Source organism: Bradyrhizobium sp. AUGA SZCCT0283 (genome assembly GCF_018130385.1).
GTDB lineage: Bacteria > Pseudomonadota > Alphaproteobacteria > Rhizobiales > Xanthobacteraceae > Bradyrhizobium.
The window spans coordinates 61,211-80,737 of sequence record NZ_JAFCLU010000030.1 but is presented as its reverse complement, the minus strand read 5'-3'; the positions used below and the strand labels follow the sequence as shown (position 1 = coordinate 80,737).

Annotated in this window: 18 protein-coding genes and 2 pseudogenes; 13 read left to right on the top strand and 7 right to left on the bottom strand. The window is 62.3% G+C overall.

Going from position 1 to position 19,527, the window contains the following annotated elements:
- Nucleotides 1–305, top strand: a pseudogene (locus JQ624_RS30445) (penicillin-binding protein 1C); the annotation flags it as partial.
- Nucleotides 306–543: 238 nt separating this feature from the next.
- On the opposite strand, the gene JQ624_RS30440 reads toward JQ624_RS30445, so the two are convergent.
- The gene (locus JQ624_RS30440; protein ID WP_212422601.1) at nt 544–708 is read right to left on the bottom strand and encodes a hypothetical protein; all 165 of its coding nucleotides are present in this window, start codon (nt 706–708) and stop codon (nt 544–546) included.
- 85 nt (nt 709–793) lie between these two features.
- Here JQ624_RS30440 and JQ624_RS30435 point away from each other — a divergent pair, with 85 nt between their 5' ends.
- The 7 genes and pseudogenes from JQ624_RS30435 to JQ624_RS30405 all read left to right on the top strand — a co-directional run bounded on the left by JQ624_RS30435 (nt 794) and on the right by JQ624_RS30405 (nt 7,771).
- The gene (locus JQ624_RS30435; protein ID WP_212422600.1) at nt 794–2,389 is read left to right on the top strand and encodes an anti-phage dCTP deaminase; all 1,596 of its coding nucleotides are present in this window, start codon (nt 794–796) and stop codon (nt 2,387–2,389) included.
- A gap of 134 nt (nt 2,390–2,523) precedes the next feature.
- The gene (locus JQ624_RS30430; RefSeq protein ID WP_212422599.1) at nt 2,524–3,333 is read left to right on the top strand and encodes an AbiJ-NTD4 domain-containing protein; all 810 of its coding nucleotides are present in this window, start codon (nt 2,524–2,526) and stop codon (nt 3,331–3,333) included.
- Between the two features lie 98 nt (nt 3,334–3,431).
- Nucleotides 3,432–3,950: pseudogene (locus JQ624_RS30425) on the top strand (penicillin-binding protein 1C); the annotation flags it as partial.
- Nucleotides 3,951–4,028: 78 nt separating this feature from the next.
- Nucleotides 4,029–5,771 carry a glycosyltransferase family 39 protein gene (locus tag JQ624_RS30420; protein WP_212422598.1) on the top strand — a complete coding sequence of 581 codons (1,743 nt, stop codon included), beginning with the start codon at nt 4,029–4,031 and terminating at the stop codon, nt 5,769–5,771.
- Nucleotide 5,772: 1 nt separating this feature from the next.
- On the top strand, nt 5,773–6,618 hold the full coding sequence (locus JQ624_RS30415) for a phosphatase PAP2 family protein (protein WP_212422597.1): 846 nt from the start codon (nt 5,773–5,775) through the stop codon (nt 6,616–6,618).
- A gap of 71 nt (nt 6,619–6,689) precedes the next feature.
- On the top strand, nt 6,690–7,433 hold the full coding sequence (locus JQ624_RS30410) for a glycosyltransferase family 2 protein (protein ID WP_212422596.1): 744 nt from the start codon (nt 6,690–6,692) through the stop codon (nt 7,431–7,433).
- Complete coding sequence (locus tag JQ624_RS30405; RefSeq protein ID WP_212422595.1) at nt 7,433–7,771, top strand: lipid-A-disaccharide synthase N-terminal domain-containing protein; 339 nt, start codon at nt 7,433–7,435, stop codon at nt 7,769–7,771. The genes JQ624_RS30410 and JQ624_RS30405 overlap by 1 nt, the downstream gene beginning before the upstream one ends.
- Here JQ624_RS30405 and JQ624_RS30400 read toward each other — a convergent pair whose 3' ends face one another.
- The gene (locus JQ624_RS30400) at nt 7,772–9,460 is read right to left on the bottom strand and encodes a Na/Pi cotransporter family protein (protein ID WP_212422594.1); all 1,689 of its coding nucleotides are present in this window, start codon (nt 9,458–9,460) and stop codon (nt 7,772–7,774) included.
- Nucleotides 9,461–9,731: 271 nt separating this feature from the next.
- Between JQ624_RS30400 and JQ624_RS39555 the strand changes: the two genes are divergently transcribed.
- Together JQ624_RS39555 and JQ624_RS30390 are read left to right on the top strand one after the other, a co-directional pair.
- Nucleotides 9,732–9,977 (top strand): PilZ domain-containing protein, encoded by a 246-nt coding sequence (locus JQ624_RS39555; RefSeq protein WP_108519442.1) that lies wholly within the window; start codon nt 9,732–9,734, stop codon nt 9,975–9,977.
- A gap of 168 nt (nt 9,978–10,145) precedes the next feature.
- Nucleotides 10,146–10,973 (top strand): tetratricopeptide repeat protein, encoded by an 828-nt coding sequence (locus tag JQ624_RS30390; RefSeq protein WP_212422593.1) that lies wholly within the window; start codon nt 10,146–10,148, stop codon nt 10,971–10,973.
- Between the two features lie 41 nt (nt 10,974–11,014).
- Here the strand turns inward: JQ624_RS30390 and JQ624_RS30385 are convergent, their stop codons facing one another.
- The 5 genes from JQ624_RS30385 to JQ624_RS30365 all read right to left on the bottom strand — a co-directional run bounded on the left by JQ624_RS30385 (nt 11,015) and on the right by JQ624_RS30365 (nt 16,292).
- Nucleotides 11,015–12,298, bottom strand: a complete 1,284-nt coding sequence (locus JQ624_RS30385; protein ID WP_212422592.1) for an AAA family ATPase — start codon at nt 12,296–12,298, stop codon at nt 11,015–11,017.
- Nucleotides 12,295–13,029: a CpaD family pilus assembly protein gene (locus JQ624_RS30380; protein ID WP_212422591.1), complete on the bottom strand. Its 735-nt coding sequence runs from the start codon at nt 13,027–13,029 to the stop codon at nt 12,295–12,297. Before JQ624_RS30380 ends, JQ624_RS30385 begins: the two co-directional genes overlap by 4 nt.
- A gap of 40 nt (nt 13,030–13,069) precedes the next feature.
- Complete coding sequence (locus tag JQ624_RS30375) at nt 13,070–14,539, bottom strand: type II and III secretion system protein family protein (protein WP_212422590.1); 1,470 nt, start codon at nt 14,537–14,539, stop codon at nt 13,070–13,072.
- A 17-nt stretch (nt 14,540–14,556) separates the two neighbouring features.
- Nucleotides 14,557–15,354 (bottom strand): Flp pilus assembly protein CpaB, encoded by a 798-nt coding sequence (gene cpaB / locus JQ624_RS30370; protein ID WP_212422589.1) that lies wholly within the window; start codon nt 15,352–15,354, stop codon nt 14,557–14,559.
- Between the two features lie 278 nt (nt 15,355–15,632).
- Nucleotides 15,633–16,292 carry a GntR family transcriptional regulator gene (locus JQ624_RS30365; RefSeq protein ID WP_212422588.1) on the bottom strand — a complete coding sequence of 220 codons (660 nt, stop codon included), beginning with the start codon at nt 16,290–16,292 and terminating at the stop codon, nt 15,633–15,635.
- Nucleotides 16,293–16,417: 125 nt separating this feature from the next.
- On the opposite strand from JQ624_RS30365, the gene JQ624_RS30360 reads away from it, so the two are divergent.
- From JQ624_RS30360 to JQ624_RS30350, 3 genes are read left to right on the top strand one after another with little or no spacing between them, the layout of a single operon-like run.
- A complete protein-coding gene (locus tag JQ624_RS30360; RefSeq protein ID WP_212422587.1) occupies nt 16,418–17,218 on the top strand; it encodes an enoyl-CoA hydratase/isomerase family protein in 801 nt (266 codons plus the stop codon).
- Nucleotides 17,219–17,227: 9 nt separating this feature from the next.
- Nucleotides 17,228–18,481 (top strand): CaiB/BaiF CoA-transferase family protein, encoded by a 1,254-nt coding sequence (locus tag JQ624_RS30355; RefSeq protein ID WP_212422586.1) that lies wholly within the window; start codon nt 17,228–17,230, stop codon nt 18,479–18,481.
- A gap of 50 nt (nt 18,482–18,531) precedes the next feature.
- Nucleotides 18,532–19,524, top strand: coding sequence for a tripartite tricarboxylate transporter substrate binding protein (locus tag JQ624_RS30350; protein WP_212422585.1), 993 nt, complete (start codon nt 18,532–18,534; stop codon nt 19,522–19,524).
- Nucleotides 19,525–19,527 lie beyond the last annotated feature (3 nt).

Here is a 19,527-nt window from a genome sequence, read left to right as displayed (position 1 = left end):
TGCGGCGCTTCCGCCCCGTCGGCGAACTGATCCGCACCGGCAACGATCAGATGCCGCGCATCCAGTTTCCGCTGAACGGCTCGCGGATCGACGTCGACCATTCAGGTGGCGGGCAGGCCGCGCCGATGCCGGTCAAGGTGGCGGGCGGCGTGCTGCCGCTGACCATCATGCTGAACGGCGCCTCGGTCGGCGAAATCGACAGCCGGCGCCAGCGCCTGGTCGATCCGCCCGGGCCAGGTTTTGCCCGCCTGACGGTGATCGACGCGACCGGCGCGGCCGATACCGTTGTGATCCGGGTACAGTAAGGAAAAAGCGACCGGGGACAGTCGGGTAGCGCAATCTGTGCTGCTTGCAGTGAATAGTCAGGTTTGTAGGAAACTTGTCCTTTCTGGACTGTTGAACTTTCAACTATTACTTTGCGCAATCTAAGGTTTTTCAGTGAATGATGGACCACGATTGGGAGTGCATGCGAACCAACAAGCTGACCCACTGGCTCTCCGCCCCAACAAAACTTGGGGAATGACGGGTGAAACCGGCTGAAGCTTAGCTCTTCTTGGCCAAATCGGGCTTACTGGTACGATCATCGTTGATGCGATTCTCGTAATCCGAGCGGGCTTGCTTCTTTTCTGATTCCAATTCGTGGGTGCGGCGTGCGGCTTCAATAACGTCCCTGGCAAGCCACCCCGGCTCTAACTTTACGTTGCCCATGAGAGCCTCTTCCAGACTTTAAGTGTCAGCGACAAATGAAGAATTCCAGAACATGTATTTCAGACGAGCAAATCTAGGATGAGAAATGGTCGAACAACCTGAGACTACGATTGGTTCCAAATCCGAAGACAATTTGCCGTTCGATGACCATCCAGAACTTATCTTCGGCTTGGTTGGTCCGATTGGGGTCGATCTCGAATCTGTAACTGAAGAACTCATCGATGCGCTACGCAGCGTTGGGTATGAGTCACAGGTATTTCGCATCACCGAACTTATGCGTGAGGTCAAGATCGGCCTGCCGCTAGATGCTACCGGATACGTTGAGTCGTTCCAACAGCGAATTGACTACGCCAACAAGGTACGGGAGCAATTAGGTCGAAACGATGCGTTGGCCATATTGGCAATCAGCGCCATCCGGCAATTCAGGGCGACGACTGGCGGGAGTGTTGAGCAGCCATTGTCGAAAAGAGCTTACATAATTCGTCAGTTTAAGCGCCCAGAAGAAATCAAGCTAATGCGCGCCGTTTATGGACGCCAATTTATTCAGATTTCCGCTTACGAACCCCAGCTTTACCGAAAACGTCGGATTGCTGTGAAGGAGACGCAGTCTCGACGGCGGTTGGGCTCTAATGCTGAGGCTGAAAACGCCGCGAACACCTTGGTAAAGCAAGATGAAATGGAAGGCGACAAGGGGCATGGTCAAAACGTGAGGGATGCCTTTCCTCTGGCAGATATGTTTGTTGAGGCACCCGACAGAAAGTCATGCAAGGAGACTGTTGACCGCTTTATTCGCGCGCTGTTTGGCGACAATCATGTGTCACCAAGTCATGACGAATACGGGATGTATCTTGCCAAAACAGCTTCGTTGAGATCGTCGGCGCTGACTCGGCAGGTTGGCGCAGCGATTTTTCATTCATCCGGTGAGATCGCATCGCTTGGATGCAATGAGGTGCCGAAAGCTGGGGGCGGAACATACTGGAGCGGAGACGCGGCGGATCAGAGAGATTTCGTGGCCGGCAGGGATCCAAACGATGAAAAGAAGCGCGAACTCGTGGCAGATTTTATCGATCGTATGTTTCGGGCTGGTCGATTATCCAAAGAGCAATGCGGGAACAAGGACTCTACCACGCTTGCCGACGAATGGTTGGCCGACGGATCGGCGTATGGACTGAAGAACTCGAAAGTAATGGACCTTATCGAATTTGGTCGCGACATACACGCGGAAATGTCTGCGATTACAGATGCCGCACGAAAAGGCGTATCGATTTCTGGGGCAATATTGTATTGCACGACTTTTCCCTGCCACCTATGTGCCAAACACATCGTTGCGGCGGGAATAAAGCGTGTCGTTTCTATTGAGCCTTATCCCAAAAGCTATGCAGAGGAACTTCACTCAGACTCAATTGAAGTTGACGGAGATGGGAAGGGACGCCTCGTGAGTTTCCAACGTTTCTTAGGTATCTCGCCATTCCGCTACCGGGAGCTTTTTGAGAAGGGAAAACGGAAATACTCCACCGGTGAAGCTCAACGCTGGAACCGTGGCGTGCGAAAGCCAATGATCGACGTGATCTATCCCTCTTACTTTCAAGCTGAGACACATATGGTCAGCCTTCTTGAGCCTCGCCTAGACGCTCTAAACAAACAATTTGGTAAGCCCCGTACCGTCGGTGTTGGATCATAGTGTTCGTTGCAGCGGCGCCGGCGACGGCGAGCAGCCCCAACAGGGAACTGGCAACAAGCCGGATGGCGGCGATTACTGGCCAAGGCGGCTTGCCGCGATTTTTCTGATTGGGGCCTTCGGTTGGAGCATTTCAATTGTCGTTTTCGGATCGCTTGGGCATTACAAAACCAAAGACCGTCCTTCAGGTCGATGGCATTGATGACGATTTGAGGAATGGCTTATGGCAAGCGTGCCTTGAATTTCCTCTAGCAACTAATCAGCATTATCTCGCCGGCAATAAGAAGTTTGAAAGGGTGGTGCGAGGCATTTACGTAAATGTCCTTAAAGAGACGAGCGACGAAATTCCCCTAACTTCACCCAGGGTGATGGAGAGGTTGAAAGGATGGTTTTACGGAGCTGAATGGTACGACGTTTATAATCTTTTGGAATTTCTCTTATCACTCGAAGAGAGTTCGGGTTTTGCGAGGCGAGTTTCATTCTTTTTAGGGCGCGAGAAATCTGGATACCGCATAATCGAAAATAAGTTCGTACCGATTACCGATCCCGTAGAGATTCGCGAGGTCGCTGCCGCTGCTTCTTTGCCATCCCGGTTTTCCGCTGCACGGGAGCACATACAGACTGCAATAGTTCTGTTTTCCCGAAAACCTCAACCGGACTACCGGAACAGCATCAAGGAGTCCATTAGCGCGGTCGAGTCGATAGCGCGAGTTATAGCCGATAACCCCAAGGCTACGCTTGGCGATGCCTTGAAAGTCATCAACGACAAGATACCAATGCACCCTGCGCTTAAAGATGCGATGAGCAAACTCTATGGCTACACCAGCGATGAAGGCGGCATCCGTCATTCCTTAACCGAAGCCAGCAACATCGATGAGGCGGAAGCCAAGTTTATGATTGTTGCTTGCAGCGCGTTTGTGAACTTTTGTGTTCAGCGATCCGCGTGACGCTTTTGTTTCGGTCTCGCCGGCATCTATTTCGCGAACTCAATAAGCGGAACCGGAACGAAGGTTGATCCAAACGCCTCGATCAGGCAGAGCCGGCCCGCGACGCGTGGTCGGTCGGTTTCGATGGCCGCATCACCATTGGCGGGTGGGTCGGGCGTCCCGACGGCGCGCCGGTGCCGGGCCTGGTCGGCCGCACCGCCGCAGCCCCGATCCTGTTCGACGCGTTTGCGCGCACCGGCAAGATCCCGGCGGCACTGCCGAAGGCGCCGAAGGGTGCGCTGATCGCTGGCAACGCCAAGCTGCCGTTGCCGTTGCGGCGCTTCCGCCCCGTCGGCGAACTGATCCGCACCGGCAACGATCAGATGCCGCGCATCCAGTTTCCGCTGAACGGCTCGCGGATCGACGTCGACCGTTCAGGTGGCGGGCAGGCCGCGCCGATGCCGGTCAAGGTGGCGGGCGGCGTGCTGCCGCTGACCATCATGCTGAACGGCGCCTCGGTCGGCGAAATCGACAGCCGGCGCCAGCGCCTGGTCGATCCGCCCGGGCCAGGTTTTGCCCGCCTGACGGTGATCGACGCGACGGGGGCCGCCGATACCGTCGTGATCCGGATACAGTGACAAAAAAGCGTCCAGCGACCACAGGTTAGGCGGATCTGTGGTGTTGTTTGCAGTGCGGTTTCATCGTATGCGAACAAGATGGCTGAAACCCTGCAACCCCCGCGCTTTGGAGCTGGCCAACAGCCTGTAAAACCTGCGAATTCCAGCCGCAGGCTGATCGCGGCGTTCGACTTCGCGACAGCAAACCATTTTCGCGCCATCGTGTTCCTGGTGCTCTGCGGCATCGTGCTGTTCTTGCCCGGCTTCTTCAATATTCCGGCGATCGACCGCGACGAGGCGCGGTTCGCGCAGGCCACCAAGCAGATGGTCGAAAGCGGCGATTTCGTCGACATCCGTTTTCAGGACGACGTCCGCTACAAGAAGCCGGTCGGCATCTACTGGCTACAGGCCGCCGTGGTCGAAACCGCCTCGTCGCTCGGCCTGCCGCGGGCGCAGTTGCGCATCTGGCTCTACCGGATTCCCTCCCTGATCGGCGCCATCGGCGCCGTTCTGTTGACCTACTGGACGGCGCTCGCCTTCGTCACGCGGCGCGGGGCCGCGCTGGCGGCGCTGATGATGTGCAGTTCTGTCCTGCTCGGCGCCGAAGCCCGGCTCGCCAAAACGGACGCGATGCTGCTGTTGACCGTAGTCGCCGCGATGGGGGCGATGGCGCGGGTGTATCTCACCTGGCAACGCGGCGAGGATCCGGTGCATCCGCCCTGGAGCGTGCCCGCGATCTTCTGGACCGCGCTGGCCGGCGGCATCCTGCTCAAGGGGCCGTTGATCCTGATGTTCGTCGGGCTGACCATCCTGGCGCTGGCGATCCTAGACCGCTCGGCGGCATGGCTGTGGCGGCTACGCCCGGTCTGGGGGCTGATGTGGACGCTGGTGCTGGTGCTGCCATGGTTCGTCGCGATCTTCTGGCGCGCGGGCGAGGCGTTCTTCTCCAATTCGCTCGGCGGCGACATGCTGAGCAAGCTCGGCGCGCAGGAATCCCACGGCGCACCGCCCGGCCTCTATCTGCTGCTGTTCTGGGTCACGTTCTGGCCGGGTGCGGCGCTGGCGGGGATGGCGGCGCCGGCGGTATGGCGTGCGCGGCGGGAGCCCGGCGCGCAATATCTGCTGGCGTGGCTGGTCCCGTCCTGGATCGTGTTCGAACTGGTGCTGACCAAGCTGCCGCACTACGTGCTGCCGCTCTATCCGGCGATTGCGATCCTCACCGCCGGCGCGCTGGAGCGCCGCGTGCTGTCGCGGTCCTGGCTGATGCGCGGTGCGGCCTGGTGGTTTGTCATTCCGGCGGGGGCATCCGTGATCGCCGTCATCGGAGCCATCAAGCTGACGCATTACCCCGCCTTTCCGGCCTGGCCGTTCCTGGCGGCGGCGATGATCTTCGGCCTGATCGCGTGGTGGATGTTCGAGGACAGCCGCGCCGAGCGCTCGCTGTTGAATGCGGTGATTGCGGCGATGTTTCTGGCGGTCGGAATCTACGGCGTCGTCATGCCGTCGCTGACCACGATGTTTCCGAGCGCGGAGGTCGCGCGTGCGCTTCGCAACGTGGTCTGCGTCGGGCCAAGGGCCGCGGCAGCCGGTTTTCACGAGCCCAGCCTGGTCTTCATGACCGGCACCAGCACGTTGCTCACCGACGGATCGGGCGCCGCCGATTTCCTCGGGCAGGGCAGTTGCCGCTTCGCGCTGGTGGAATCGCGCACCGAACGCGCCTTCGTTCAGCGCGCCGAAGCGATCGGGCTGCGCTACAATGTGGCGAAGCGGATCGAGGGCTATAACATCTCGCAAGGAAAGGCGATCGAGATCGCCATCTTCCGCTCGGAAGGCACGGAGTAGAATGTCCGCAAACTCCGTGGTTGGCGAATCCCAAAATTATGCTTCGCGCTTCGCGAAGCTGGCGTGGTTGTCGCTGGCGCAACTCGTGCGCTCGCCGTCGCATTCACGGCGCGCCGAGGCGGCGCGGCGGGCGCCGCGACACGTGTTGTGGCTGTCGGCCGGTCTCGGTGCAGCGATCATCGTGCTGATGTACGCGATCGACGCGTGGGAAATCGCCCAGATGCCGAAACGCGGCACCCCGTCGCTGTGGTGGGTTCGCATTCTCACCGATTTCGGCAAGGACGAATATGTGCTGGCGGTGTTGGGGGGATTGCTGATCGCGGTCGCGATCGTCTCGCCGGCCTTGCGCGGCATCCAGCGTTCGCTGTTGCTTGGTCTTGGAACGCGGCTGCAGTTCATTTTCTGCGCGGTCGCCGTGTCCAATCTGGTCACTGAAGTGCTGAAATACAGTATCGGCCGCGGCCGGCCCTTTGTCGGCGGCGAGGCCGACGCCTTTCACTTCTCGCATTTTGCGGGAAACCCGGCCTATTACAGTTTCCCGTCCGGGCATGCCACGACCGCCTTTGCGCTCGCCTTGGCCGTGTCGGCCGTATGGCCCCAGGCTCGTGTTGCGATGGCCGTCTATGCCCTGATCATCGCGGCGACCCGTCTGGTGCTGCTGGCCCATCATCCGAGCGACGTCGTGGCCGGCGCGATGGTCGGGATCGTCGGTACGATGTTCGTGCGATACTGGTTTGCGGCCCGGCGGCTCGGATTTGCGATCCAGCGCGACGGCAGCATCGTGGCCCTTGTCGGGCCCTCGTCCGGGCGCCTCAAAAGGGTTGCCCGCGGCGCTTTGGCCCCATAAAAGCGGACGCCGCCCGACGGCCCGATACACCCGGTTCCGGGTTCTCCCAAACCAACCAGACGAGTGCCGATTTGACACCTTCCGACACAGACGCGGTCGCCGTTTCCATCGTTGTGCCGGTGCGCAACGAAGCGGAGAACGTCGCGCCGCTGGTTGCGGAAATCGTCAGCGCGCTCGATGGCCGATGGGTCTACGAAATCATCTATGTCAACGACGGCTCGACGGACGCGACCGCCGGACGGCTGGCTGATCTGATGAAGCAGCACCGTCAGCTCCGGCAACTCAAACACGCCCATTCTTCCGGGCAATCGGCGGCGGTGCGCAGCGGGGTGCGGGCCGCGCGCGGCGCCATCGTGGCGACGCTGGATGGCGACGGCCAGAACAATCCGGTGTTCCTGCCGGACCTGATCGCGGCGGTCGAAAACGGCGGCGGGCGCGTCGGCCTCGCGGCCGGCCAGCGGGTCGGGCGCAAGGACACCGGTTTCAAGAAACTGCAGTCAAGGATCGCCAACGGCGTGCGCAATGCGATCCTGCGCGACGGCACCCGCGACACCGGCTGCGGGCTGAAGGCGTTCCCGCGCGAGGTGTTCCTCTCGATGCCTTATTTTGATGGTCTGCATCGATTCCTGCCGGCGCTGGTACGCCGCGAAGGCTTTGACATCGCCTATGTCGACGTGATCGACCGCCCGCGCCATTCCGGCGTGTCCAATTACGGCTTCTTTGACCGGCTATGGATCGGGATCATGGATCTTGCCGGCGTGTGGTGGCTGATCCGCCGCAAGAAGCCGACGCCCGCTGTGACCGAGGTTCTCTGATGCTGATTCAATACGGCCAGGCGCTGGGCGATTATCTCTACGACGTCTTCGTCGCCAAGTTCGATTTCTGGCTGGCCTTCGGGCTGGTCGCGCAATTGCTGTTCACCGCCCGTTTCCTGGTGCAGTGGATCTCGAGCGAGCGCGCCGGAAGAAGCGTGATCCCGATGGCGTTCTGGTTCTTCTCGATGGGAGGCGGGCTGATGACGCTGGTCTACGGCATCGCCAAGCGTGAGCCCGTGATCATCGTCGGCCAGGCGGCGGCCACGATCATCTACATCAGAAACATCATGCTGATCGTCAAGCATCGCGGCAAGGCGTCGAAGACGCTGGACCGCTGATCAGGGGCGGCCGGGCACCGGCGCCGGTAACGCCACCAGATCGTTCTCCGTCGAACGATAGGCGGCCAATTCGCCCGCGGCATCCAGCACGGGGTAGGCGACCGAGCAGATGTGCGAGTGGATGCGCCTGAGGTCGCGCAGCACGTCGAGATGCAGCGAGGTGGTCTCGATGGTTTCGGGCCGGCCCTCGCGCAGGCGGTCGAGATGCCGTTCGGTCGCGGCCAGTTCGGCATTGCGCAGCACGGCCTTCTCGGCCAGCAGCTTTCGCGCCTCGTTGACGTCGCCGGACATGAAGACGCCGAACGCGATCCGAAGCGAATCCATCGTGCGCTTGTGGAAGGCGGACAGCTCCTCGGCGCCCTCGGCCGAGAACTGGAACCGGCGCTTGATCTTCTTGGTGGCGAGCTCGCTCAGATTCTTGTCGATGATGTCGCCGATATGCTCGAGGTTGATGGCGAAGGAGACGATCTCCATCGCCCGCTGTCCCTCGCGCTCGTCGAGGCTGCCGCGGGTGAGTTTTGTAACGTAGAGCTTGATCGCCTCGTCGAGGCTGTCGACGCTGTTGTCCATCTGCGAGACCTGGTCGACCAGCGCCCGATCGTTGGTCATCATCGCCGCCATCACCTTGCGCAGCATGATTTCGACGTGATCGCCCATATGCAGGGTCTCGCGGGCGGCATCGGCCAGAGCGAGCGAGGGCGTCTCCAGCGCGCTCTCGTCGAGATAGCGCGGCCCTGACGCGTCGGCCTCCTTGACGCGCTCGGGCAGCAACGTCTTCAACAGCCGCGCCATACCGTCGAGCAGGCCGATGAAGAGAAGAGCGGTCGCAAGGTTGAAGGCGATGTGGAACAGGGCGGTCGCCTTGGCTACATCCGGCTGCCACGAGATCAGAAGGTCCGCGATCGGCTGCAGGAACGGCGCCACCAGCAGGATGCCGGCAAGCCGGTTGACGAGGTTGCCCAGCGGCAGGCGGTAGCTGGCGGGATTGTCGCGGCGCGCGCCCTCGACGATCGGATTGATGGCGCTGCCGAGATTGGCGCCGAGCACGAGCGCCAGCGCCGCGGAGGGCGTGACGAAATGCGCATAGGCCAGCGACATCACCAGCAGCACGCTGGCGACACTGGAATGCACCAGCCAGGTCACGATCGCGGCAAACAGGATGCAGAGCACGGGATCGCCGGTGATGGCGTTCATGAACACGCGCACGCCCCGCGCGTTCTCCGCCGGCGCCAGCGTATTGAGCAGGATATGCAGCGCCAGCAGCATCAGGCCGAGCCCGATAAATGCGCGGCCGATGTCCTTGACGCGCGAGCGGGGCCCGCTGCGGAAGGCGACCAGACCGATGATGAACAGCACGGGCGCCACGGCGGCGATGTTGAACGACAGGATCTGCACGATCAGCGTGGTGCCGACATTGGCGCCGAGCATGATCGCGAGCGCGGGCACCAGGCTGACGAGCCCCTCCGACGTAAACGAACTGGTGATCAGCGCCGTCGCGGTGCTGCTCTGGAGCAGCGCGGTCAGACCGAGGCCGGCGCCAAAGGCGGTAAAGCGGTTGCTCAGGGCCTTTGCCAGCAACAGGCGCAGGTTTGGCCCGAACGCGCGCAGGATCCCGCTGTGGACCATGTGCAGGCCCCACAGCAGCAGCGCGACGCCGCCCATCAGGTCGAGAAGAACCAGACTTCCCATGTGCTTTTCGTTTCCGCCAAATCGAGTCGAGGGGTCAGGCTATCGCCTAGCGAGGGGGGATCAACCCTTTAATTTGCCGGAAATTGTGCCGCGAGCCGCCGCCGCAGACGCGTTCGAGGAGCTCGGCCTTCAGCCGGAGGGCCGGGCTCGGTAAACGGAGTTCAAACGTATCAGTTACATTGCAAGCCGTTGCGATAGGCCAATTCCAACAATTCTTCGGTAAAGCTAGTGCTCCATCGGGTGAATCACACGAGCAGGGTCAGGGATCGAGATGTATGCGAATCGTCGCAGCAGTGAACGTCGGGCGTGCAGAAGCTTTGCAAAAATACAATTCGCGACCGGTGGGCTGCCGCGCGATTGCATGATTTCCGACGTGTCGGATGGCGGTGTGAAGATCATCGCCGAATACCCCGAAATTCCTTCCGAATTTACGGTGATCTTCTCGGAGGGTAGGCCGCGTCAGTGCCGGCTGGCCTGGCGGATCGGCTGCGAACTCGGCGCGCAATTCGTCGACTAGGCCGCTCGGCTGCGCCGGTATGAGACGGCGCGGGCAGGGTGCACGCGCCTGGCCGACGCACAGCGGGCCGCAAAGGTCATCGATTACCGCAAAAGCAGGCCAACTTAACCCGAACTTAGGGTTAAGCTGTGAGTGTTCCTGGACAGTTGCCGCCGTGAGTCCAGCTACATGCGACAGAAGTTGCCCCATCCATCCCGCGCCGCGCGGCTTTTTGCGTGCACGTCGACCCTGATCCTGGCGTTGGGGCTTGGCAGCTGCCAGACCTCGGGACTATCTGACATTACCGGTTCGATCGACGAGAAGGCCGATACCGGCCGCGCCAGCGATCCGCGCCGCGACGTCGAACTCTACCAGGAACGCTATCGCGCCAATCCGAAGGATGCCGACGCGGCGCTGAACTACGGCAAGGCGTTGCGCGCGTCAGGACAGCGGGCGCAGGCGGTTGCGGTGCTCGAACAGGCCACCATCGCCCATTCCGGCAACAAGCTACTGCTCGCCGCCTACGGCCGCGCGCTGGTGGATAACGGCAATTTTCAGCAGGCCTTCGACGTGCTCGGCCGCGCCCACAGCCCCGACGATCCCGATTGGCGGCTGCTCTCGGCGCAGGGAGCGACACTGGACCAACTCGGCCGATACGAGGAGGCGCGGCAATATTATGCAAGCGCGCTGAAGATCGCTCCCGACCAGCCGTTGGTGCTGTCCAATCTCGGACTGTCCTATGTGCTTTCCAAGGATCTGTCCAAGGCTGAGGAGACGCTGCGCCGCGCCCACAGCCTGGCCGGGACCGATCCGCGCGTGCGCGCCAATCTGGCGCTGGCGGTTGGCCTGAAGGGAAATCTTGCCGAAGCAGAAAAGATCGCCAAGGCCGATCTGCCGCCCGCCGAGGCTGCCGCCAACGTCGCGCAATTGAAGCGGATGCTGTCGCGGAAAGACAAGGAGAACGCGCGGGCCGAGGTCGAGAAGATGCCGATCGCCGCGGCCGGACGCTCCGACTAGGCGTCAGCGCTCAAGGCGCTGCCGCCGCCGTCGTTGTTTGCTCAGGCCCTGCGGGCCGTCGCGCCTTGCAGCTTCTTGATGATCGGCGCCAGGAACGAGGTCCGGGACCGCTTGGTCACGGCATGGCCGGTCAGGCGTTGCGCCATCTGCAGGAACATCGTGGTGATGCGATGCTTGGCGGCGATCTGCGCGATCATCTGGCCGTTATTGGCGGCGGTGCCGAACATCTTTGAATCGAACGGAATGGCCGCGATTGGCTGGCTCTCGATCGCCTTGGCGAATTCCCGCGTGGAGATCTCCGGACGCTTGTGCATGCCGACCTGGTTGAGGCAGTAGAGCGGCGGCCGGTCGTTGGGCCGCGCCGCCTTCAGCACGTTCAGCATGTTCTTGGCGTTGCGCATGTTGGCGAGATCGGGCTCGGCGACGATCAGAATGTCGTCCGCGCCGACCAGCGTGCGCTTGGTCCACGCCGACCATTGATGGGGGACGTCGAGCACGATGCAGGGGGTCGTCATGCGCAGCGTATCGAAGATCGCATCGAACGCATCGGCGCCGAAATCATAGACCTGGTCCAATGTTGCCGGCGCCGCCAGCAGGTCGAGGCGGTCGGTGCACTTCGCCAGCAGACGCTCCATGAAGGCGGAGTCCGGCCGCTCTGGCTGGAAGACCGCATTGGCGATGCCTTGAACCGGATCCTGGTTGTAATCGAGGCTGGCGGTGCCGAAGGCAAGGTCGAGATCGATCACGACGGAATCCAGCGCGAGATCGCGCGCGATCGCCCACGCCACGTTGTGCGCGACGGTGGAGGCTCCGACGCCGCCTTTGGCGCCGACCACGGCGATGATGCGGCCGACGGCCACGGCCTCGGAGGCCGCGTAGAGACCGCATATTGCGCGCACAATGTCGATCGGTTCGACCGGTCCGGTCACGTAGTCGCTGACGCCGCGCCGCACCAGTTCACGATAGGGCGTGACGTCGTTGGCGTTGCCGATCACGACGACGCGGGTGCCGGCGTCGCAGACGCTCGCGAGTTCATCGAGCCCTTCGAGTATATCGGAACCGGGTTCGGTCTCCAGCACGATGACGTTCGGTGTCGGCGCCGTGTGGTAGGCCTCGATGGCGGCGGCAATGCCGCCCATGTGAACCGAAAGGTGGGCCTTGCCGAGACGGCGGTCTTCGCTCGCCGCGCGCGCCGCGGTTGCGACTGCGACACTGGCGCAAAAGGCCTGCACCGATACGCGTGGCGCCGGCGAGATGTATTCCTCGGGCTGCGCCGGCATATCGTCGAGTTGATCGTCTGAGTTTTGAAAGACGCGGCTGATCATTTGCCTGTATCGCTGAGTTTGGCCTTGTCGGATTCGGGATAGGTGGTCGCTGTCGAAACGCCCTTGCGGTATTTGTCAAAGGCGATATCGCGCCGTGACGTATAGGCGGGGCTCTCGGGGCGCGGCTGTTCGAGATCGGCGGGATTGTCGATCATTGCAGCAAGGTTGCGCTGGGTGGCGCAGCCGAAATTGTGGTACGGGCGATTTTCATTGTAGGCGACATTGTCGATATTCGGTCCGAGGTCTTGCGGCCACAGCCCGCAAGGTCCGGCCACGGCCGTAATCTTCGGGTAGCTGAGCCGGATCGTCGGCAGCGTACGGGGATCGTCGGGCCGGTAGTGACGCAGCGTGATGGCGCGCGAGGGCACGCCGCCCGCCATCAGCACCGACTGGATTTCCCGGAACGAAGCCGCGGCCGCGCGAGCGTTCGGCGTATCGATCGGCACATCGGCGATAACAGCGCCGGTGCCTTCACGCACCCAGGTCTGCGCCAGTCCCATGACGTCGGTGCGTTGCGACCCGGAGAGGCCGCCGCGGGCATGACCGACGAACACCACGATCGAGCGGTCGGCTTCGGTCACCGCAATCGGATGACGGTGGCGGTAGTCAACGCTGGAGGTCACGATTTCCGTGGTGTGCGGCACGCAGGCGCCGAGCGCGGCCGAAAGGCCGAGCAGGGCGCCAAGCATCGGCAAGGCCTTGACGCGATGGATCGGAATTCTCGTTGTCATCGTTCTGTCCTCGTCCCCACTCGGTGAACAGTCATGCATCTCAATCAATGATGAAGCCGAAATTGCCCTGCATCCCGCCGACGGGATCGACGCGGGCGGCGACGCCGTAGATCCGGTTGATGCGCCCGAGCAAAGCGGACTGCGAATCGGATGCCGGCGCAAAACCGTCATCGGGCCGCGACAGTTCCTTCTGCGCCACCGCCCGAACGACATAGGGCGTCACGATGACCATCAGCTCGGTCTGATGGTTGACGTAGTCCTGGCTCCTGAAAAGCGCTCCAAAAATCGGTATCTGGTCCGCGCCGGGCAATCCGTTGATGGCCTGCTTGGTTTGTTCCTGGATCAGTCCCGCCATCGCGACTGAGCCGCCGGACGGAATTTCCAGCGTGGTTTCCGCGCGACGCGTCTTGATCGAGGGGATGGTTGTTCCGTTTTGGCCGCCGGTCAGAGAGTTTTCGGTCGAGACTTCTGACACTTCGGTCATCACCCTCAGGCTGATCCGTCCCTCCGTCAGCACGACCGGCGTGAAGTTGAGCGAGATGCCGAATTTCTTGAAACTGACCGTCTGGACGCATTGTCCGATCGCGCCCGCCGTCGTCGTTTGGCAGGATACGCCGGTCGGAATGGGAAATTCGCCGCCTGAAATAAATGTCGCGGACTCGCCGGAGATCGCCGTCAGATTTGGCTCCGCCAGCGTCCGCACCACGCCCGCGCTCTCCATCGCGCGCAGGGTAGCGGTGACCGACGGCAGACCAGCTTTGTTCAAAGCCGCCGCGGCCAAGCCGTTGCCGGAGACGAGCGGAGCATTGCTGGCGGTGAACGGATTGCTATTGTTGAAAACGACCGCCGCGGTGCCGTAATTCATGCTGGCACTGAGATCGACACCCAATTGCTTGACGATGTCTCGCCGGACTTCCGCGACAGTGACCTTCAACATCACCTGGTCGCGGCCGCGAACCACGATCGAGTTGACAACCTTGTCGGCCCCGCCGACCAGCCGCGCGGCGACTTCACCGGCCTGCTGGGCTTCGACCGGGCTCGACACCGAGCCGGTCAGCAGCACGCTGTCGCCGACGCCCTCGATCTGAATCCCCGGCATCGACTGCCGCAGCGCGGCCCGCACGCCGTTGAGATCACGCTTGACTGCGATGTCGTAGGAAGCGATCTGCTGGCCATCGCCGTCGAAAAACACGACGTTGGTCTGGCCGACCGCGCCGCCGATGATATAGGCGCGTTGCGGGGAGCGAATGACGGCATTGGCGATCTTCGGATCGGCGACCAGCACATCCTTCACCTCGCGCGGCAGGTCGACGACCATCGACTTGCCGATGCCGAGCGACAGGAAGCGCATCTTGACCGAGCCGAGGGCGGAGGTCGTTACCGGATCCTTTTCAGACTCGGCTGCGACGACGGGCAGCAGCGGAGCGAGCGTCAGCGCGGCGACGGCCGACAATAACAGGGTGCGCGCCGCTACGGTTCGCATCGCTGACTGATTTTCCCCAAACTTCATCTCGGGCGTCCTTTCGGTCACTTCTGTGCCGTCGTTTGATTGGCGACCCCGTAGCGAACCACGTTGACGCTCTCGCTTCGTTTTTTAACCTGATCCTCGGACCGGCCTTCGGCCGTCGCGTTGACATCGGTGATGCTGCGCAGCGCGAGCGCCAGCGTGCCGCTCTGGCGTGCGCGCGCCAGCGTCTCGGCCTGCTCGGGCTTCAGTTCGAGCGTGACAGTGCGGCCGACGAGGGTGTTGACGCCCTCTTTTTCCTTCGGCGCCTGATCGATCGCCAGCACACGGATGTTGGAGAGAATGATTTCCGACTGGACGACATCGGGTCCTTTGCCGTCCGGATTCTTTTCGCGCTTGGAGAGGATGACGTCGACGCGGTCGTTGGGCAGGATGAAGCCGCCGGCGCCGGTTTCCGGCGAGATCTCGGTCGAGATCGCCCGCATGCCGGTCGGCAGGATGGCCGCCATGAAGCCGGAGCCGTTGGCCTTGACCAGCTTCTGCTCACGGATCGGCTCGCCCGCGATGAAGGGAGCGCGCGCAATCGAACCAGCGATTTCCTTGATGGCGTCGGCCCTGCTGGCGCGGTTGACCAGATTATTGCCGGCCGAAGCCGGCCAGGTCTGCCATTGCAGGTCCTCGGGCTTGACCGGCTGACCGAGCCCGATGTCGGACTTCGCGACCAGAATTTCCGCCGTCGGCAATTGCGCGACCGGTTCGGCCACGGTGCGCGATTTTTCTTCCGTGCCACGGGCGAGATAGGCGGCGACACCGCCGGCACTCAAGGCGATGATCAGAACGACGACACGTGCGATATTCATACGCTTTTACTACTCTTACGCAGGGACGTCCCAACTACACGGCAAATGGCAGCCATCCCCGGAGGTATGACTAGGCATCAAAGGTATAAGGGAACTTGAGGCGTGAAGTTTTTGGTTGATCGGACGGCGGGATTCGCCGTCATGGTGAACGGGTGGTTATCGTTTGGAGAAAACTACTCCGCAAAAGCCCGGAGCCGTTCGGTGCGGGCGCGTCAGCGGTCGAATTCGCCAATGGAGATGGACGTGCGCTTCGATCGGCACCAAGCCTGACGCAGCTATTAGTCGCGAGCCTGATCTTGAGGCTCGGTCTCTGCGAAGCCTGCCTGCAGGACCTCGTCGCGCTTGTGGCGCAGATGCGCGCGCAGGATATGCGACAGCCCCACGCCGTCGCGGCGTTGCAGCGCATTGAGGATCGCTTCGTGCTCCTGCACCGCCAGCGCCCAGCGCCGCGGCGTCATTGGCGTGACGTAGCGCGCGCGGCGAATGCGGGCCGTGACGGAATCATAGAGGCCGGACAGCACCGGGTTGCCGGCCGCGGCGATGATCGCCTCGTGGATATAGCGGTTGCAGCGGTAGTACTGCAGAAGGTCGCGGTCTCCGTAGTGCCGCACCATTGCGGCGTGGGCTGCGGCGACGTCGGCGATCTCGGCATCCGTGATGCGTTCGCAGGCGAGTTCGCCGGCCAGCGCTTCAAGCCCCTGGCACACCTCGAACAGGTCGCGCATGTCCTTGTCGGTCAGCCTGGCCGCACGCGAGCCGCGGTTCGGCAGTAACTGGACCAGGCCCTCGGCGGCGAGCACCTTGAGGGCTTCGCGCAGCGGCGTGCGTGAGATCTGCAGCTTTTCACAGAGGTCGCGCTCGGGAATCCGCGCGCCGGGCGGAATCTCGCCATCGAGCAGCATGGCGCGGACGCGGCCTACGACTTCCTCATGAAGCATCGCCCAAAATATCCAATTTGAATGCAAAAATGGCTATATCACCGGATTTATACTGGTTCCAGCTTGCTAAATCATATTTTTGCATTCAGAATTGGTTAAAATCGATTAACGCAGGGGATGGCGACGTGGATCAGGAACTAACGGGGCGAGAGGATGACCTCCTGTTTATCCTCGATGACGGGATCGGCCGGGTAACCTTCAACCGGCCGCAGGCGCGCAATGCCTTCACGTTCGAGATGTATGAGCGGCTGGCCGAGATCTGCGAACGCGCCAACCGCGACCAAACGATCAAGGTGCTGGTGTTGCGGGGCGCCGGCGACAAGGCGTTTGCCGCAGGCACCGACATCAACCAGTTCCGTGCCTTCAAGACGCCGCAGGACGCGCTCGACTATGAGAACCGCATCGACCGCGTGCTCGGCATTCTCGAAACGTGCCGGGTGCCGACCATTGCCGCCATCAACGGCGCCTGCACCGGCGGCGGCGCGGGGATCGCGGCCGCCTGCGACCTGCGCATCGGCACCAGGAGCACGCGGATGGGCTTTCCGATCGCGCGCACGCTCGGCAATTGCCTGTCGATGTCGAATGTCGGCCGCATTACCGCGTTGATCGGTCCGGCGCGCGTCAAGGATCTGATCTTTACCGCACGTCTTGTCGAAGCCGGGGAAGCGGCCTCCGTGGGCCTGCTCACGGAAGTCGTCGATGATCTGGCCACGCTCGACACGCGCGCCGATGAGATCGCAAGGCTCGTTGCCGGCAACGCGCCGCTGACGCTGAGCGCGACCAAGCAGGCGGTCGCCCGGTTGCAGAAGCGGCTGACGCGCGAGGAGGGCGAAGACCTCATCCTGATGTGCTACACCAGCCGGGATTTCCGTGAAGGGCTCGACGCGTTTCTCACCAAGCGCGCGCCGCAATGGCGCGGTCAGTAGGGGCCCTTAATGTCCGTTCAAAACGACAAGACACAGCGTTCGGGACCGCTCGCCGGCCTCAAGGTCATCGATCTCACCCATGTGATGGCGGGGCCGACCTGCACCCTGATGCTCGCCGACATGGGCGCTGACGTCATCAAGATCGAGAAATGGCCGAATGGCGACGACACGCGGCATTCGGTGCCGCCGAAGATCGGCGACGAGGCGGCTTCCTTCCTGATGATGAACCGCAACAAGCGCGGCATAGTGCTCGACCTGAAGACCGCAGGCGGCAAGGAAGTGCTGCGGCGGCTGATCGCCGGCGCCGACGTTCTGGTCGAGAATTTCGCGCCGGGCGCGATGGAGCGGCTCGGCTTCGGTTATGAGGAACTGCACAGGGATTTTCCGGCGCTGATCTATTGCTCGTTGTCCGGTTTCGGCCGCACCGGCCCGTACCGGCATCGCCGTGGCTTCGATCTGGTCGCCCAGGCGATGAGCGGCATCATGAGTTTTACAGGCGAACGGCCGGACGGCCCGCCGGTGAAATGCGGTCCGCCGCTGTCCGATATCACAGCCGGACTGTTGGCCAGCATGGGCATCCTTGCCGCCTATTCGCACCGGCTCAAGACCGGTGAAGGGCAATGGGTGGAGACATCGCTCTACGAGGCGGCGCTGGTGCAGACCTATTGGCAGTCGACGATTGCGCTCGCCAGCAATGTGGCGCCGCGCGCGATGGGCTCGGCCCATCCGCTCAACGCGCCGTATCAGGCGTTCGAAGCATCCGACGGCTGGCTCGTGGTAGGCGGCGCCAACAAGAAGCATTGGCTGTTGATGCTGGAAGCGCTCGATGCGCTGAAACTGGCCTCCGACCCGCGCTTCGTCAACGGCTCCGACCGTATGGCGCATTTGAAGGAACTCGAAACCGAACTGAGCGTCCGCTTCCGGAAACAGACGCGGGCGCATTGGCTGGCGGCACTTGACGAGAAGGGCGTGCCCTGCGGCCCCGTTCACGACATGCTGGAAGCGCTGAGCGATCCGCAGACGCTGGCGCGCGACATGGTGGTCGAGGTCGAACATTCGACGCTCGGACCAGTGAAGACGATCGGGCTACCGGTCAAATTCTCGGCGACGCCCGGCAAGGTGCGTTCGGGCGCGCCCGTCTATGGCGAGCATACGCGCGAGGTGCTGCGCGAACATGGTTTTGACCAGGCGCAGATCGACGCGTTCGAGCGGGAGGGCGCGGTCGTTGCCGCCCCGGCCGGCCGCAAGGAGCAGGTCGCCTGACGAGAAGACGAAAATCCAAAGGAACAAAAAACGCCTACCCGGAGGAAACCATGAAGATCACTGCAAAACTCCTGCTGTCCACGACAGCGTTTATGCTCGCGGGCGCGATTCCGGCCGCCGCGGCCTGGCAGCCGCAGAAGCCGATCGAGTTCGTCGCAACCGCGGGGCCGGGCGGCGGCACCGACAATCTCGCGCGCGCTGTCCAGGGCATCGTCACCAAATACAAATTGACCGATCAGCCGGTCGTGGTCGTCAACAAGGGCGGCGGCAGCGGGGCGGAAGGCTATGTCTACGGCAAGGCGTCCGCCGGCGATCCCTACAAGGTGATCTTCGGCACCTCGAACGCGTGGCAGCAACCGCTCGTCTCCAAGGTCGCCTTCAACTACACCGATCTCACCCCGATCGCCGCCATGGCGCAGGACGAATTCCTGCTGTGGGTGAAACAGGACGCGCCCTTCAAGACGGCGGGCGACTTTCTCAAGGCGGCCGCCGCGACCGAGTTCAAAATGGGCGGCGCGCAGTCCAAGGACACCGACGAGGTCTTGACGCGGATGATCGAGAAGGCGGCGCGCGTCAAATTCACCTACATCCCATTCAAGAGCGGCGCCGAGGCCGCCGTGCAGCTGGCCGGCGGCCATATCGATGCGCACGTCAACAATCCCTCCGAGAGCCTTGGGCAGTGGCGCGGCAGTACCCAGCGCCCGCTCTGTGCCTTCAGCCCGAAGCGGTTGCCGAAGGGGCCGAAGGTCACGGCAACCGAAGGCTGGAGCGACGTGCCGACCTGCGTCGAGCAGGGGCTGGCGATTTCGCAATATGAGCAGCCGCGGACGGTGTGGCTGCCGGGCAAGGTCAGCGCGGAGCAGGCGGCCTTCTACGTCGATCTCATGAAGAAGGTGCAGGCGACGTCCGAATGGAAGGACTACATCGAGAAGACCTCGCAGGTTGACACCTTCCTGACGGGCGCTGCGTTCGACGATTTCATCAAGCAGGACCTCGAACACGTGAAGCAGGTGGCCGGCGAACAGGGTTGGTTGGTGAAGTAGGGC